This is a genomic window from Streptomyces griseoruber (genome assembly GCF_001514205.1).
GTDB classification, from domain to species: Bacteria; Actinomycetota; Actinomycetes; order Streptomycetales; family Streptomycetaceae; genus Streptomyces; species Streptomyces griseoruber.
Genome location: NZ_KQ948781.1, coordinates 42897 through 58413, shown reverse-complemented (window position 1 = coordinate 58413; position 15517 = coordinate 42897). Strand labels below are relative to the sequence as shown.

General features: G+C 70.5%; 11 protein-coding genes and 4 pseudogenes. 5 read left to right on the top strand and 10 right to left on the bottom strand.

From position 1 onward, the window contains the following. Positions 1 to 104: 104 nt before the first annotated feature. Positions 105 to 428 (bottom strand): annotated as a pseudogene (locus tag AQJ64_RS36735) (transposase); the annotation flags it as partial. Positions 429 to 577: 149 nt separating this feature from the next. On the opposite strand from AQJ64_RS36735, the gene AQJ64_RS36730 reads away from it, so the two are divergent. Beyond that, a complete protein-coding gene (locus tag AQJ64_RS36730) occupies positions 578 to 2050 on the top strand; it encodes a DHA2 family efflux MFS transporter permease subunit (protein ID WP_055635633.1) in 1473 nt (490 codons plus the stop codon). A 180-nt stretch (positions 2051 to 2230) separates the two neighbouring features. Then, positions 2231 to 2521, top strand: coding sequence for a hypothetical protein (locus tag AQJ64_RS36725; protein ID WP_055635632.1), 291 nt, complete (start codon positions 2231 to 2233; stop codon positions 2519 to 2521). Between the two features lie 662 nt (positions 2522 to 3183). Here the strand turns inward: AQJ64_RS36725 and AQJ64_RS48565 are convergent. From AQJ64_RS48565 to AQJ64_RS36675, 8 genes and pseudogenes are all read right to left on the bottom strand, one after another. Continuing rightward, positions 3184 to 4074, bottom strand: coding sequence for a hypothetical protein (locus tag AQJ64_RS48565; protein WP_055635630.1), 891 nt, complete (start codon positions 4072 to 4074; stop codon positions 3184 to 3186). Between the two features lie 841 nt (positions 4075 to 4915). Beyond that, complete coding sequence (gene tpg / locus AQJ64_RS36710) at positions 4916 to 5731, bottom strand: telomere-protecting terminal protein Tpg (RefSeq protein WP_079062152.1); 816 nt, start codon at positions 5729 to 5731, stop codon at positions 4916 to 4918. A gap of 22 nt (positions 5732 to 5753) precedes the next feature. Beyond that, a complete protein-coding gene (locus tag AQJ64_RS36705) occupies positions 5754 to 9110 on the bottom strand; it encodes a S8 family peptidase (protein ID WP_063788769.1) in 3357 nt (1118 codons plus the stop codon). Position 9111: 1 nt separating this feature from the next. After that, on the bottom strand, positions 9112 to 10167 hold the full coding sequence (locus AQJ64_RS36700) for a CU044_5270 family protein (RefSeq protein ID WP_055635629.1): 1056 nt from the start codon (positions 10165 to 10167) through the stop codon (positions 9112 to 9114). Further along, positions 10164 to 10808 carry an RNA polymerase sigma factor gene (locus AQJ64_RS36695; RefSeq protein WP_055635628.1) on the bottom strand — a complete coding sequence of 215 codons (645 nt, stop codon included), beginning with the start codon at positions 10806 to 10808 and terminating at the stop codon, positions 10164 to 10166. Before AQJ64_RS36695 ends, AQJ64_RS36700 begins: the two co-directional genes overlap by 4 nt. 71 nt (positions 10809 to 10879) lie before the next feature. After that, a pseudogene (locus tag AQJ64_RS46910) lies at positions 10880 to 11478 on the bottom strand (AAA family ATPase); the annotation flags it as partial. Positions 11479 to 11768: 290 nt separating this feature from the next. Continuing rightward, positions 11769 to 12365, bottom strand: a complete 597-nt coding sequence (locus AQJ64_RS36680; protein ID WP_055633998.1) for an NADPH-dependent F420 reductase — start codon at positions 12363 to 12365, stop codon at positions 11769 to 11771. Positions 12366 to 12406: 41 nt separating this feature from the next. Further along, positions 12407 to 13225 carry a 3'(2'),5'-bisphosphate nucleotidase CysQ gene (locus tag AQJ64_RS36675; protein WP_055633999.1) on the bottom strand — a complete coding sequence of 273 codons (819 nt, stop codon included), beginning with the start codon at positions 13223 to 13225 and terminating at the stop codon, positions 12407 to 12409. Between the two features lie 139 nt (positions 13226 to 13364). Between AQJ64_RS36675 and AQJ64_RS36670 the strand changes: the two genes are divergently transcribed. From AQJ64_RS36670 to AQJ64_RS36665, 3 genes and pseudogenes are all read left to right on the top strand, one after another. Then, a complete protein-coding gene (locus AQJ64_RS36670) occupies positions 13365 to 14270 on the top strand; it encodes a LysR family transcriptional regulator (RefSeq protein ID WP_055634000.1) in 906 nt (301 codons plus the stop codon). Between the two features lie 63 nt (positions 14271 to 14333). Next, positions 14334 to 14624 carry a hypothetical protein gene (locus tag AQJ64_RS49305; protein ID WP_159060327.1) on the top strand — a complete coding sequence of 97 codons (291 nt, stop codon included), beginning with the start codon at positions 14334 to 14336 and terminating at the stop codon, positions 14622 to 14624. A gap of 4 nt (positions 14625 to 14628) precedes the next feature. Beyond that, positions 14629 to 14930, top strand: a pseudogene (locus AQJ64_RS36665) (hypothetical protein). A gap of 163 nt (positions 14931 to 15093) precedes the next feature. Here AQJ64_RS36665 and AQJ64_RS36660 read toward each other — a convergent pair. Further along, a pseudogene (locus AQJ64_RS36660) lies at positions 15094 to 15383 on the bottom strand (transposase); the annotation flags it as partial. Between the last annotated feature and the right edge of the window lie 134 nt (positions 15384 to 15517).

The window sequence follows — 15517 nt, the reverse complement described above, 5'->3', positions numbered from 1 at the left end:
CGAGAACAGGGCCTACCTCGGCGCTACTCCAAGTTGAGCGGTGATCCCGGGCCTCGCAGGACTTCAAGATCATCCCATGGCCCCTTCTGGGATCACCTCGGCGATACCCGGATCTGGTCGAGCACGAGGCCGACGATCCGATCGTAGGAGGCCAGCGCGACCTGTTTGAGCCGGGCGAGGACGCCGAGCGCGATCCATTCGTCGCGGCGATTGCGGATCGTGGTGGCCGAGCAGGTCGTGTCGGCGATCGCTTGGTAGGAGCAGCCGAACCGCAGGAGCTGCAGCATCTTGTCGAAGATGATCCGGTCGCTGATGCGTGGGCGGTGGCAGCCCAGCGGATGGCCCGGGTCATAGGTCGGACGCTCGGGCAGCAGCGCGGAGAATTGGTCCCAGAGCGGGTCGGCCAGCCACGATGGCAGTACAGGCACAGGTCGCCCCGCTGATCACGGAGCGTCGCAACTCCATGATCACCAAGACCTGAGCCTGCTTTGCTGCCGGGGTGCACCACCGCGCCTATCCGCGCGGCCTCTTAGTCTGGGCCCTGAAAGATAGAGTCATATATCTTAAGGAGACGCCCATGGCCGCCGTCGGCAACCCCGTCACACCCAGCCCGCCGGACGCGGTCGACCCGGTCGTGCGGCGTCTGGTGTTCACCCTCATCGTCGGCGCGCTCGCCGTCATCTTCGACACCACGATCATGAGCGTCGCCATCGACAGCCTCGCCGGACAGCTCCACACCTCACTGGCCACCGTCCAGTGGGTCACCACCGCCTACCTGCTGGCCCTGTCCGCCACCATGCCCGCCGTCGGCTGGGCGCAGGCCGCCCTCGGCGGCAAACGCCTGTGGATCCTCGCCCTGGCGCTGTTCTTCGCCGGGTCTATGCTGTGCGCCGCGGCCTGGAACGCACCGGCCCTGATCGCCTTCCGCGTCGTCCAGGGCATCGGCGGCGGCATCATGATGGTCCTGATGGCCACCCTGGTCGTGCAGGCCGCCGGCGGCCGCAACATCGGCAAGGTCATGGCGTTGATCACCGTGCCCACCGCCCTGGGACCGGTCATAGGCCCGGTCATCGGAGGCGTCATCCTGCACTTCGGCGACTGGCGGTGGATCTTCCTGTTCAACATCCCCTTCTGCCTCGTCGGCGGCTGGATGGCCTGGCGCAATCTGCCTGCCGACCGGCCCAGCGCCAAAACCCGCCCCCGCCTGGACACCGTGGGCATGCTGCTCCTGGCACCCGGCATCGCCGCCGTCATCTACGGCCTGACCCAGCTCGGCGGAACCGACGGAATCACCTCCACCAAGGTCGGGCTCCCCCTGGCCGCCGGCGTCGCGCTGCTGGCCGGCTACACCGCCTGGGCGCTGCGCCGCGGAGCCGACGCCCTGCTCGACATCCGCCTGCTCCGCCACCGCCCCCTGACCTCCTCCACAGTGCTGCTCCTGCTGGCCGGAGCCGCCTTGTACGGCGCCATGCTGCTGATGCCGCTGTATTGGCAGCAGGTCCGCGGCGAAACGGCCCTGGGAGCCGCGCTGCTGCTCATCCCACAGGGCGTGGGCACCCTGCTGTCCCGCTCGCTGGCCGGGAAGATCATGGACCGCATCGGCGCCCGCCCGGTCGCCGTCATCGCCTTCGCGGTCACCTTCGCCGCCACCGTACCGTTCGGCTTCGTCACCGCCACCACCAGCAACGCCACGCTGATGGCCGTGCTGTTCGTCCGCGGCCTCGGCCTGGGCGCGGCCATGATCGCCCTGATGGGCGGCGCCTTCGTCGGCCTGACCCGCGACGAAATCCCGGCCGCCTCCAGCATCAGCCGCGTCGCCCAGCAGGTCGGCGGCTCCACCGGCACCGCCGTCCTGGTCGTGATCCTCCAGCGCGCCGTCGCCGACACCCACACCCCCGCCACCCTGGCAACCGGCTTCGGCGACGCCTTCCGGTGGGCCGCCGCGTTCAACGCCGCAGCGATCCCGCTGTGCCTTCTCCTTCCGAACCGAGCCGACACCGAACCACAGCCCCAGGACACAAGTTCTGACGGACAGCTCGCCGAAGTCTGACCAGCCCCGCACCGCACCCCGGCACCCTCTGGCCGTCACTACTCGCGTCCATGCCGTCCGACGCGTCAAGCGCGAGCCCTCAACACTGCTTGATCTCAGGAGGCCCGCAGAAACTGCGAAACACAAGTCGAATAGTGCAAGGTCGAAATACTTCCTCTTCACCAGTGGCATGTCGACACGGTGGACACGGAGATCGTGGCGATCGCGGGCTCCCCGGCCCGCCCCGCCCACCTCGTGGTCCGGCTCCCGGACGGCACCCTCGCCCAGACAGCGCAGCTGGACAGCAGCCAGCGCGCCGCCGTCGGCCGGGCGCTCGCCGCAGGCGTCCGGGAGGCGCTGCCCGGCGGGGGCCACCGGGTGGTCACGCCGCTGCTCGCTGAGGTTGAGGTGGGTACCACCCGGCACCGCACCGTGCGGTTCGTTCGTCTGCGCGAGGACCTGGGTCCGGCCGAGCCGGGGCCGTCCGGGTGAACAGGGCGGTGTCACCAGCGCCCTGACCGGAGCCCGGACGCTACAAGGAGGGGGAACGGGCGCGGGAAGGAACGGGCGGAGGGCCGATGGCGACATGGCAGGACGAGCCGGTCGCCCGGGAATGGCGCCAGGCTGTGGACACGGCCGACCGTGTCCACGGCCCAGGCGTCCCCCCGGGCGAGCTGCCGGGCTACCGCCAGGGCTGTGCTGCGATCGACGAGGTGGTGCGACTGCTGGCCGACCCCACCGTGCCCGGGGCGCTGACCGCGGCCCGGTCGGCCATGCGGCGCGCACTGCGGGTGATGCCGCAGTCCGGGTCAGACCAACTGTGCTACGAACAGCGCTGGCGCGGACGCCACCGATGGGACGGTCCCCTGCAGGTGTGCGCCCGGCCGACCTGCGGCCGCTGCCTACCACTGAAGGCCGCAGCGGAAGTTGAGGCGGCGCGCGCTCACGATCCCGCTGCGGCAAGATGATCGCTGCCGGCTGCTGGACCCGGCGTTGTAGTGCCTTGCGCTGACAGGACGGCAGGGCTCGGGCGGCCCCGGCACCCTGCACCCTGGGCCGGGAGCTGCCCCTCCACCAACGCCTGGTCGTAGCGCATGGGTGCGCTGTATGAGGGGCGTCGACCAATGAACCCTCCCATCAGCCTTTCCGTGAGCTCAGAATCTGTGTGGCCAGAAGAACGAGTCAGGGATGCGAACGGCGCGCGGCCTGCGGGGGGTGACGACGCCGATGGCGTCTTCGGCGGCCCGCAAGGCCTGTTCGTGGCTACCGCTGCCGAGGTGATGAGCAGCGCAGTTTCTGCAGTCGCCGGTCCGGGCGTGCACATGAGGGCTGCCGCTGAGCCCGCGTACGTGGGCGAAGGCGTGTTCGGGGAAGTCGGCCCGCATGGTGTGCCAGGTACCGCGTTGCTCTTCTTCGGTGAGGCCCGCGGCCACTTCCGGACGCATCGGCGCATACACCTTGTCGTCGTGCTCGCGGAGCATGAAGACGCGGTCGACGTAGTCGACGGTATCCCCCTTCGGCTGCTCTGCATCCAGCCAGGCCAGGGCGTCACTGCGGCTTCCGGGCCCCCACAGGTACTCGGCGGGGAACTGCGTCGTCTCGAACCGGGCGTCGAACGCCGACCAGTGCGCGTCCTCGTACGGGCTTCCGGGGCGGGAAGCGCTGCGGATCAGGAGGTAGAGGTATCCATCGGCATCGGTGTCGTCACGCAGGGCATCGGCCTGGGCCATCTGGACGCTGCCCTCGTCGTTCCAGGCCATGACGACGACGTCGCGCTCCACCGGGGCGGGGTACAGGCGCCCTCCAGGGGTCGGGTGCCCCCACAGCTGGTTGATGAGCTCTGCCAGGTCGTGCAGGGTCCGTGCCGTCTCCACGGGCATCGTGCGGTGGTAACCGGTCGGGTGGGCCACAGCATCGCGCAGCTTCGACATCGCATGCTCGATGCCACGCGTGCGCTGACCACGCAGCAGACCGGCCGCTCGCGCCCAGCTCCGCAGTCCGGCGAGCATGCCGTTGAAGTCGATCAGCGTGGTGCCGACCTTCAACCGCCACTGCGAAAGACGGTCATGCGGCCATTCTTCTGGCTCCGGTGCCCAATGAGATGGGTTGGCTGGTCAACGGTCAGCGCTCAACTACGTCCACAAGCCCCTGGAGCACACTGACCACCTTCCGGTCGGCGATCGACCGGCCGCTCTCCGGGGTCTCTGCGTAAGCGGGGACCACTCGTTCTCCGAGGTCTCCAGCAGTTGTGTGCGGCCGTGCCGTCCGGTATGGGACTACCGCACCAGCGGCATGATCTGGATCTCGGGTGCGGTGACGGTGAGGGGGCACCGCGTCACACCGTCCATGTCGTGGGCCAGGCCTTTTGGGGCCGGCCGTGGCTGCGGTCTGCCGGGCGAGAGTGTGGGCGAGGGCGGTCTGCCAGGTGTGGTCGGTGGCGGGCAGGGGTGCTGCGGCGATCCGGGACAGGGTTCCGTCCTGGCGCCAGTGCTTGAAACGGAGCTGGCAGGTCTCGAAGGGGTCCAGCGGTTCCTCCCGCGTCCAGGCCGACAACGCACGGCGTAAGCCCACCTGCGGCACACGACACAGGGCTGCGACCCGGCCCCGGGCCGCGGCGTTCAAGAACACCTCACTGTCGCCCTGCAGAGCCCCGGCGACGTCCTGCTGGCCGGCCACTTCGGTAACCGCCGACAGCAGACTCCGCACCGTCAGGCCGTACCTGTCCGCGATCCGTCCCGGGAACGACAGCGTCATCTCACCCTGTAGGGGAGTCACCCGAAAGGCACCTGCGGCCAGCAACAGCTTCCCCACCCATCCCATGGCTTGAGACAACTATCGTGCTTCGGCTCAACAAGCAGGTGCCGGGCTTGCGGCCGGCGTCGGGGGTCAGTAGTCGAGGTCGAGGTAGTCGATGTCGTTGAGGGTGACGTCGGAGATTCCCAAAGCGCGGCCTCCGCCGTCTTGGAAGTAGATCTCTTTGAATCCCTCGGCGATGATCCCTCGCATCTCCTGGTCGCTGGCGCCTGTGTTGCGGGCGTCGAAGAGGCGTTGCGCGTACGCCGGGGGAAGGTGCACGGTGAGCCGCCGGAAGCGTCCGTCGTCGGTCGTGCGTACCCGGCTGTCCGCGGTGAAGATGTACGTCTGGCGGAAGCTCACCAACGGGCCGTGCACCTCGGTCAGCTGGACCCAGTACTCGACCGCGCCGACACTGGGGACGTCCGTCACCCGGTACGAGGTCTCACGGTTCCACTCCTCCCAGGCGCGCCTGGGAGGGGCGCGGGTCTCGAACACCAGGTGGCCGCCGGGGCGCAGGGCCTCGTAGGCGCCTCGCAGGGTCCGGCGCCAGGTCTGCGGATCCACGATGGCCTGGGCGACGTTCGCCGTCATGGTCGCCAGGTCCACCCGGAGCGGCGGAAGTGCCGTCGCGTCGCCGCGGATCCAGCGCACCCGCTCGGCGCCCGGCTTGCCCCGGGCCACGTCGAGGGAGGCCCCGGCGGGATCGACGCCGACGACCTCGATGCCGCGGTCGGCCAGCAGCAGCGCGAGGACACCGGTCCCGCAGCCGATGTCCAGAACGCGGCGAGCCCCGACCCCCTCCGCCATCCGGAGGTAGGGGTCGAGGTCGCCGCGATCGGGGTCGAGGGCGTCGTAGATCTCGGCGAGGCGTGGATTCCCGAAGCATTCGTCAGGTTCGTCAGCCATGCCATGGAACCTACGGGAGGACCTATGTCAGGAGGTATGCCTTCAGGATCGTCACCGTGTACGTGTTGCCGGTGGTGTCGGTCAGGGTGGCCTTGAAGGAGACCGACCTGGCCGTCTTCGGGTGGGTCAGGGTGAGGGTCTTCTTGCCGTTCCTGGTGGTGACCGGGGCGTTGGACCAGGTCGTTCCGCCGTCGTAGGAGGCCTTCACCGCGAGGGACTTGAGGTGGGTGGCGGCCGGGCCCTGGATGGAGAGGGGGACCGTGGTGCGGTGGCCGGCGCGGGCCGTGCCGGCCGGGGTCAGCTTCGGGTGGAAGCGGACGGTGGAGAGGGGCATCGCCTTCGAGCCGCTCGGCGGCGTGGGCTGCTTCGAGGTGAAGGTCCAGGCCGCGGTCAGACGGCTGGTGGTGCCGGCGACCGTGGCCGGGCGGGTCAGGTCCGTGCGGATCGTGTAGCGGGTGGACGCCGCCGGGAGGTTCTCCACCGTCTGGCAGAGGTCGCCGTCGTTGTCGAGCAGGGTACGGCCGCCCGCGGTGACCGTCGTGTGCCGTGCGGCGACGGAGGACGCGGGGTGTCCGGCGCCGTCGACGAGGTCGGGGACACACAGGTCGAGGGTGTCGCCGACCCGCTGCGCGCCCCACCCCTGGCCGACCATGGGGCTGAAGACGCCGACGTTGTACGTCGACTCGTACGTCCGGCCCGCCCGGTAGGACACCCGTTGGTCGTCGTAGAACACATCGGTCTCTTCACCGGCGGCGTTCAGCTGGCCGACGTTGACCGTCCACCGGAAGCCCTTGGGCGTGGTGACGTACGTCTTCACCGTCGCCGGCAGCGGGAACGGGTCGCTGATCGTGCCCAGCCCCAGATCGGGGCCGTACCACAGGGCGTTGACGGAACCCTTGCGGTGCGCGACGGAGGAGCCGATGTTCCGCTTCAGCAGGGCCAGTTCGCTCATCCGCGCCGTGTGCTGGTAGCCGGTGGGGAAGCGGTCGGGCAGGTTGTAGAGCAGGTTGTAGGTGGTACTGCCCTTCTGCCACAGGCCGCTGAGCTGGGTGCTGAGCCTCCCCGCGGCGGGCGCCGGGCCCAGGCTCGCGGTGCGCAGGTCGGTGAAGGAGTCCGAGAACAGGAGGGTGGTGTTGTAGCGGGTGCCGCCGGTGTCCATGCGGTAGTTGAGGTAGCCGGCCGACATCTTCGCGCCGCCGGGGGCGGTGATCCGGACCGGCTTGGTCTTACGGGCGTCGAAGGTGACCGTGGTGTCCTTGGTGAGCGAGAGCTTCGGCCGGACGAGCGCCGAGGTGCCCTCGCTGCCGCCGTCGCCGATCAGCGTGTCCAGGACGTAGTCGCCGCGCGGGACGCGCACCTTGTAGACGCCCTTGGCGATCTGCTGGGAGTCCTCCAGGACATTGGTCTCGTACTCACCCGAGTAGCCGATGATCTCGGTCAGCGGCGAGCTGACGGGCTTGCCGCCACGGTCGAGGAACTTCAGGGTGAGCTCGTACGCCTCCGCCTCGCGGATCACGCCGAAGGAGGTCCGCACGGACCTGCCGTCGCCGTCGCCGTCGCCCTGCGCGGTGGCGACGACCGTGCCCGAGTACGCGCCGTCCGCCGCCTCGGTGCGGGTGTCCGAGGTGAGGTCGACGCTCGCGGTGCCGCCCGCGGGGACGGTGAGCTGCCGTGTGCTGAGCGTGAACATGCCGTCGGGGGCGGTGCTGCCCCCGGGGCCGGTCGCGGTGGCCGTCAGGTCCAGGGTGACGGGGCGGTCGCCGTCGTTGCGGTAGGTGACCCGCCGGGTGGCCGGCCGGTCGTCGGTGTGGGGCCACAGCTGCTTGCCGAAGGACACCGACATCTGCTCGCCGACCACGCTCTGGCCGAGCGCCCGGGCCACGTCGAGCCTGCCGGTGCCCTGCTGGTAGCCGGTCAGGCCGGCGGTCGGCGTGGTGGACGCGGTGAGTGCCTGCTTGATCCGCGCCCCCGTCCAGTCCGGGTGCCGTTGCGCCACGATCGCGGCGGCGCCCGCGGCATGCGGTGTCGCCATCGACGTACCGGACATGGAGACGTAGCCGTCGGCGGCCGGGTCGCCCAAAACGCCGTTCGCCGCCTTCGCCGCGACGATGTCGACGCCCGGCGCGGTGAGGTCCGGCTTCAGCGCGCTGTCGGCGGTCGGGCCGACGCTGGAGAACTCGGCGATCCGGTCCTCGCCGTCGACCGCTCCCACGGTGAGCGCCGACTCCGCGGCGCCCGGGGAACCGATGGTCCCGGCGCCCGGGCCCTCGTTGCCGGCCGCGGCGACGGTGAGCATGCCGGTGCTCTCGGAGAGGGCGTTCACGGCCGTCTCCACCGGGTCTGCTCCCGGGGTGTCCGTCTGGCCGAGGCTGAGGTTGGCCACCTCGGCGCCCTGCGCGGCGGCCCACTCCAGGCCGGCGATGACACTGGAGTCGGTGCCCTCGCCGTCGTCGTTCAGCACCTTGGCGTTGAGGAGCCGCGCGCCCGGTGCGACGCCCTTGTAGAGGCCGTCGGATCTGGCGCCCGAGCCGGCCACCGTCGCCGCGACGTGCGTGCCGTGGCCGACCCTGTCGTCCGTGCTGCCGGTGCCGCTGAAGTCCTTCGACTCCGTCACCACCGAGGCGAGGTCCGGGTGCGTGGTGTCGATACCGGTGTCCAGGACGGCGACCTTGACGCCCTTGCCGTCGTACCCGGCGTTCCAGGCGGTCGGCGCGCCGATCCGCGTGACGTTGTCGCTGACCTTGTCACTGTCACCCTGAACAGCAGCCGCCTTGAACCGGCCGTCCAGCCAGACCCGTTCCACGCCCGGTGCGGATGTGAGGGCCTGCCAGGTGTCCTCGGCCTCCTCCTTGCGGACGCTGAGCGCGGCGCCGTCCACGCTGGGCAGTTCACGGCGGACGGTGACGGATCCTTGTCCGTCCGCGAGCAGCGACCTCTGGGTGTTCCTGCGCTGGGCGGCCTTCCCCTCGTACGACACGATCAGGGGGAGTGTGCCGCGCCGGGTGTCGTCGTAGCCGGCCCGTATCAGACCGCTGACGTCGAACAGCCGCTTGTCCAGGATGCCTTGGCCGATGAGGGCGGCGGCGTCGGCGGGGATGACGTACTGGTCGTCGCCGAGGCGGCGTACGGACAACGGGACGTGTCCACGGCCAGGGGCCCGCCGGACGCCGGTCACCCGGCCCCCGGCGTCCAGTTGGACCCGGTCGCCGGTGACGAGGGTGACGTACCGGGCCGGGGAGCCGGTGTCCGGCCCGGCGGCGGTGGCCGCCGCGGCGGTCCGCACGCCGAGGCCGGAGCCGGTGGCCGACACCGAGACGCCCGTCATCACTCCCGCGACCAGCAGGGCGGCCAGCGCCGCCGAGGAGGAACCGAGGCGCACGTCAGCTCGCCTTCCCGGGGACCTGCTTGTTGGCGTCGACGACCGCGCGCTGGGTGATCGCGGAGGTGAACAGGACGGTGCCGGGCTTGAACTCCCCGTCCTTTTCGGCCTCGACCTGGACGGTGCGGTCGCCGAGCAACTGGAGGGTCTTCTTGTCGAAGATCCACTCGGTGCGCTGGCCGTCGGTGTCGTTCTGCCGCGCGATCGCGACCCCGTGGCGGCCCAAGGCGTCGACCGCGTCGTCCACCGCGACGACCCCCGGGATCTTGGCGGCGGCCTTGTACAGGGCGACGGCCACGTCCGCGGGCGGGAAGCTCTCGTTCAGCAGATCGCCGATGGCGACGAAGGCCGCCTGGTCGCGGGGGACTTCGGGGTCCCGGACGGCGTCCGACTCCTTGTAGATCTGCTTCAGCAGTACGTCGGGGTCGGTGGGCAGCTTGACCAGGCTGTCGTACGCCCCGGTGAGCGGGGTGGGCCCGGCCAGGGTGATGTCCTCCTCGCCCGCTTCGATCAGCCAGCCGTCCTTCCCGTCGGTGGACATCCAGACCTGACGGGAGTGCAGCTCCTTGCTGACGATCGTGGTCTTGTCGCCGACGGTCCTGGAGTGGGTGCTGGCCACCTTCGAGGCGATGTAGATGTACTGGCCGTCGTGCGCCGTCGGTCCGGAGGTGTCGGCGGCGGCGAGCGAGATGCGGTCGAGCAACTGGGGGGCGCCCTTGGTGTCGACGGCGCCGATCTGGGTGGTCAGGGCGGGGCCGGTGGCCACGGCGGTCCTGCCGCCGTCTCCGTCGCCGCCGGACAGGGCGAGGCCGGCCACGACCGCGCCGGCCACGGCGAAGGCGGCGGCGGGCACCAGGATCGCGCGGCGCAGGAACGGGTTGCGCTGCCGCTGCGGGGCGGGGGTGCGGCTGCCGCGGAGGTCTTCGTGGATCTGGGCCATCATGTGCTCCTTGTGGAACTGGTGGCGGCCCGCCGGCAGATCCCGCTCGACGGAGGGCAGGAGGTCCTGGGTCTCCGTCCACTCAGCCGGGTGCGGCTGGGAGGGGCTGGCGTTCATCGGTTTCCTTCCTGTGCGGACCGGATCACGTATCCGCGATCACCTGTTATCTGCCGGTCTGTGGGGGTGAGTTCCCTTTTTTTTCGGAGCAGTTCCGCGTCGGCGAGTTTTCGCAGCTTGCCGCGGGCGCGGGACAGCCGGGAGCGGACGGTGCCGACGGGGATGCCGAGGGCGCGGGCGGCCTCGGCGTACTCCATGCCCTCGCACAGGCACAGGGTCAGGACCTCGCGTTCGGGGCGCTTGAGCGAACTGAGCGCGGTGAGCGTGGCGCTGATGCGGCGCCGGTCGTCCAGCCGGCCTGCGGTCTCCTCGGCGTGGTCCTCGACGTGCTCGTCCGCGGCGTTCGCGGCGGCTGCCGCGCTCGCGGCGTTCCGGTAGCGCCGGTTGCTGCGATACTGGGCGCGGGCCACGTTGGTGGCGATACCCAGCAGCCAGGGCCGCAGCGAACCCCCTTCGGCCTCGACCGACGCACGGCGCCGCCACGCCTCCATGAACGTCGTCGACATGACGTCCTCGGCCGCGGACCAGTCGGCGGTCAGCCTGAAGGCGTGGTTGTACACCGCGCGGGCATGGTCGTCGAAGAGTTCCGCAAACGCGTTCGGATCTCCGGTTCGCACCCGGGTTCGCATATCTGTGGTCACGTTATGAACTGACTGTCGGAGCAGGCGAGTTCCGGTGACCTACGTCACATCAGCCCCGGGCGTCCCGTACGTCACCAGGGAAGCGCGCGGGCGTGCACCACGTCCAGCCGGGACACCGCGCGGGTCAGGACGACGTACAGCCGGTTCAGGCCGCGCGGCTCGGCCTCCGCGATGGCCGCCGGCTCGACGGCGACGACATGGTCGTACTCCAGGCCCTTGACGAGGGGGGCGGGGATGACGGTGATCCGCGGGGAGGGGGTGAGACCGGCCGCGTCGAGGGCCTCGCGCACACGGGACGCCTCGGCGTCCGCGGCCACGACCCCTACCGAACCCTCGTGCGCGAGCGCCTCCCGTACGGCGGTGACGACGGTGGCGACCGGGTCGGCGGCGCCGTCCGCGTGGCGGATGCGCAGGGCGCCGTCGCTGCGGAGCGAACGGGCGCGGGGTACGTCGGTGCCGAGGCGGTCGAGGAGGCGGTCGGCGAGGCGGTCGGCGAGGGCGAGGACCGCGCCGGGGACGCGGAAGCCGACGGTCAGCGGGACGACCGTCGCGTCCGGCTTGCCAGGTGGGCCAGTTGGAGCGGCCAGGAGCGGGCGGTCCAGGGGGTGGTGCCCTGCGCGAGGTCGCCGAGCACCGTGAGCGAGCCGTAGTGGACGCGGCGGGCGATGGCCCAGCCGAAGCGGCGGCGGATCGCGACGCCCTGGGGGTCGTGGGTGCCGGCCTGGTAGAAGGCACGGGAGACAGGGGCGCGCCAGTCGACGACGAGGGGCGGGGTGGCGGGGTGCGTGCTGATCCGGAGCCGGCCGATGTGATGCCCGGGGCCCTGCCCCACGAAGTCCAGCCGCCCGAAGAGCAACGGCCCCTCGGGCAGCTCGTGCCGCTCCCACGATCGTGTCCCACCGGGAACCCATCCGTGCCACGCGCCGGCTCCGGCTACCTCCAGCCGGCGCAGCTCGACAGTCAGCGGGCGATTGAGATCGCGAAGGGTGCCAATCCGGTGGACCGGATGACGTGCGGGACGAAGAGGATCGCGGCCTCTGTGGCGCGGGCGGTCTGGATCCCGCCGAGGTCGGTGATCCATTCCTTTTGCCAGCCGAGGTCGGTGAGCAGTTCGCGGACGGTCTGCTTGGCCTGCGGGTCCTCGCCGGAGAGGAACGCGGTCGGCGTCCGGGGGAGCGTGGCCGGCGAGGTCATCACCGGGAAGAGCATGGTGTTGAGTGTCTTGACGACGCGCGTTTCGGGGAGCGCTTCCTGGAGCTGTTCGGCGAGGCTCGAGCCGGGGTAGATCAGATCGGCGGGCAGTCCGTCCGGTCCGTCGGTGGTGGCGTTGGAGACGTCGACGAGGATCGTGTCCCGGAGTTCTTCGCGCAGAGCCGCGAGCCGGTCCAGCGAGCCGGCACCCGGGGTGGCGTTGATGACGATCCGGGCAGCCCGGGCGGCGTCGGCGGCGGCGCCCGGCGTGCGGTCCGCCACGGTCACTTCGTGTCCTGCCCGGGCGAGGGCTGCGGCCAGGTTGCCGCCGACGCGGCCGTTTCCGAGAACTGCGATCGTGGTCATGATGATCTGGTCCTTCCGTGCGTGCGGGTTGTGGTGCGCGGTCAGCGCGAGAGCGTGGATACGGCCTCGGCGTGGACGCCGGGCGCGGCAGCCAGGAAGCTCTGGCTCTGTGGGGTCCAGGGGCGGCCCTCGGCGTCGGAGATCCGTCCGCCGGCCTCGGTGACGAGCAGCGCTCCGGGAAGCAGGTCCGCGCGGGCGCCGGCGAACTGCCAGAAGGCGTCGATCCGGCCGGCGGCCACGTTCAGCAGGTGCAGGGTCGCGGGCACGGCGGCGCGGACGACGAGCGCGTCGAAGAGCATCGCGGTGATCGAGGAGCCGACGCGCCGCACGACCTTTTCGTCCTCGTCCGGCCGGGCCTGGCTGGTGGCCACGATGCTCAGGCCGAGGTCCGCGGTCTGGGAGACGTGCAGCGGCCGGCCGTCGAGGTGGGCGCCCGCGCCGGTGAGCGCGGTGTAGGTCTCGCCGGTCAACGGCAGGTGGACCGCGGTGAGCACCGGCTGGTTCTCACGCACGAGGGTGGCGGTCACCGCCCACTCCGGCAGGGCGTGCAGGTGGTTGACGTTGCCTTCGGCCGGATCCACGACCCACCATTCGCCGGGCGGCAGCGCCCCGCCGTCCAGTTCGTCCTCCACCCAGCCGGCGTCCGGGCGCAGGCGCGTGAGGCGGGGGCGCAGGATATCGAGAGCCGTGTCGTCGTTGGCGGCGAGCGCGCGCATCAGCTCTTCGCGGGTCTGGTAGCGGACCACCTCGCCGAAGCGCTCGCGCAGCGCCGAACCCGCCTCACGCACGGCGTTCGCGGTCTGGGCGAGCAGGTCGGCGTCGGAGGCGGCGACGGCGGTGGTCTGGAGCGTTTCGGACATGGTGGTATTCCCGTCTGAGGAGGGGTGCTGAGGCCGGTCGAGGGCCGAACTGCGCGTTACTTCTTGCGCTTTCGCCTCAACGGTATGCAGCCCCACAATTAACTTCAAATGCATGTCAGGCACGGCTAGGATTACTCTCATGCAATTGGATTTGAACCTGCTCGCCGCGCTCGACGCGCTGCTGGAGGAGGGCAGTGTGGCCGGGGCGGCGGCGCGCCTGCATGTCACCGCCCCCGCGATGAGCCGGAGTCTGGGCCGGATTCGGCGCACGACCGGGGATCAGATCCTGGTGCGCACCGGCCGTACGATGACCCCGACGCCGTATGCGATCGCCGTCCGGGAACAGGTGCACGAGCTGCTGCACCAGGTCCAGGGGGTGCTGGCACCGAGCCGTGAACTCGATCTGGCAACGTTGGAGCGCACCTTCACACTTCGCTGGCACGATTCCCTGGTCGCCTTGAGCGGCCCCGCACTGCTCGCGGCCGTGCGCGGACAGGCGCCGGGCGTGCGATTGCGCTTCGTCGCGGAATCGAGCATCGACACCCCCGAGTTGCGGCGCGGCGAGGTCGATCTGGAGGCGAACGCCAACCGCCCGAGCGCACCGGACATCCGTGCCGAGAACGTGGGCGAGACCCGCCTCGTCATCGTCGTGAGGCAGGGGCACCCCCTCACCCGCGTCAGGACCGTCACCGCAAAGCGGTACGCCGCCGCTGAACACGTCACCGTCTCGCGGCGTGGAAACCTCAGCAATGCCCTCGACGACGCCCTCGCGCGGCTCGGCCTCACCCGCCGCGTGGTGGCGACCGCGCCCACGGAAGCGGCCGCGCTGGAGTTCGCGCGCGGCTCCGATATCCTGATCAGCGTCCCCGAAGCCACCACACGGTCAGCGGTCGCCGACCTCGGCCTGGTCGCGCTCCCCCTCCCGCTCGAACTGCCGTCGGCACCGGTATACCTGTCGTGGCATCAGCGCTACGACACCGACCACGCCCACGCCTGGCTGCGCGGGCTGGCGCGAACCGCGCTGACTATGTGCGGAGCCCCGTAGTCGGCGCCGTCCGGCCGCTTCACCCATACGTCCACGGTCCACGCGACCACCATGGCGATCTGCTTGAACGTCAGCAGCGGCTTGTCCGTGCGGGTGCCGACCGTGGAGGCGGCCAGACCGACGCCTGCGGGCTCACCATCGCGGATCGCCGGTGTGCAGATCAATCTCACCGGGATTTCGTGTACCTCAACCACTTTCCAGGAGTCGGGCGCCGGCGAAGTGGGCGATGCGGTCCGCCAGGTCCTGCGACGCCGGGTCCGTCGCGAGATCGTCCGTGGTCGTCGGCGTCTGCACACGGACAACCCACGCCTGGCCGCCGACCACTTCAGCGCCCTGACCGTCCTGCTGGCCTAGCGGTATGGACGGAGACGCCCATCGAGCGGCCCTCGACCAGGAACTGGCCCGATTCGGCGAACACGCCATCGATGCGTCCATGACACTGATCGAGCTGGATGAGTCGGCTGAGCCGGCGATTGTTGCAGCCTTGTCCGAGCACGCCTGGGACGTCGTCGTCATCGAGGGTGGGATCCGCAAGCCGGAGCCGCTTTGCCGCTCTTTGAGCAGGTCGTGAATCTGGTCCGGCGTAATGCGCCGAAGGCTGCGATCGCGTTCAACACGAGCGGCGGCGACAGCGTCGAAGCAGCCAAGCGGTGGCTGTGAGCCAGAAGTTACTGCCAGGCTTCGGCGGCGATGGGAGAGTGGTGCTCAGGGCCGTGATCCGGGCCCGGTGACATCAGGGTGGCACTGCTGACCGTCAGTGCCGAGACGATCGGTCGCCTTGAGCCTCGCGGGAGGCCGGCTGTCCGCTTCTGCGGGAGTTTCTGCGGGTGATGCGCCTGGTCATGAGGGTGATCGCGGCCCAGGTGATGAGCGGTTCCGAGTGCTGGATGAGCCGTTCGTAGTCCCGGGCGGGTCGGCGGAAGTGCATGACCCGGGCGTGTGAGCGTTCGACGACCCAGCGCCGGGGCAGCACGACGAACCCGGGGACGTTCTTCGGGCGGCTGACGGTCTTGATCGTCAGGTTCAGTTCAGGTAGGTCTTCGCCCAGGTCACGAGCTGTCCTGCAGAGGCGGAGTCGGCCCAGACGATGGTGATCCAGGAGTGCATCAGCCGCCCATCCGATGTCCCGCACCTCGATCGCTCCAGCGTGCGGCATGTACGGGATCCAGCTTCTCTGCACCAAGTCACGTCAGGCGAATCCTGAAGGCGGAGGCCGAGCAGGCGTGGGGACCGTGATGCTGCCGTAG

What these genes read in the sequence shown, in the direction of transcription:
- AQJ64_RS36700 (WP_055635629.1), bottom strand. Translation starts at nt 10,167, where the DNA reads ATGAACGCCAGCCCCTCCCAGCCGCACCCGGCTGAGTGGACGGAGACC.
- AQJ64_RS36730 (WP_055635633.1), top strand. Translation starts at nt 578, where the DNA reads ATGGCCGCCGTCGGCAACCCCGTCACACCCAGCCCGCCGGACGCGGTC.
- tpg (WP_079062152.1), bottom strand. Translation starts at nt 5,731, where the DNA reads ATGGCTGACGAACCTGACGAATGCTTCGGGAATCCACGCCTCGCCGAG.
- AQJ64_RS36680 (WP_055633998.1), bottom strand. Translation starts at nt 12,365, where the DNA reads ATGACCACGATCGCAGTTCTCGGAAACGGCCGCGTCGGCGGCAACCTG.
- AQJ64_RS36675 (WP_055633999.1), bottom strand. Translation starts at nt 13,225, where the DNA reads ATGTCCGAAACGCTCCAGACCACCGCCGTCGCCGCCTCCGACGCCGAC.
- AQJ64_RS36670 (WP_055634000.1), top strand. Translation starts at nt 13,365, where the DNA reads ATGCAATTGGATTTGAACCTGCTCGCCGCGCTCGACGCGCTGCTGGAG.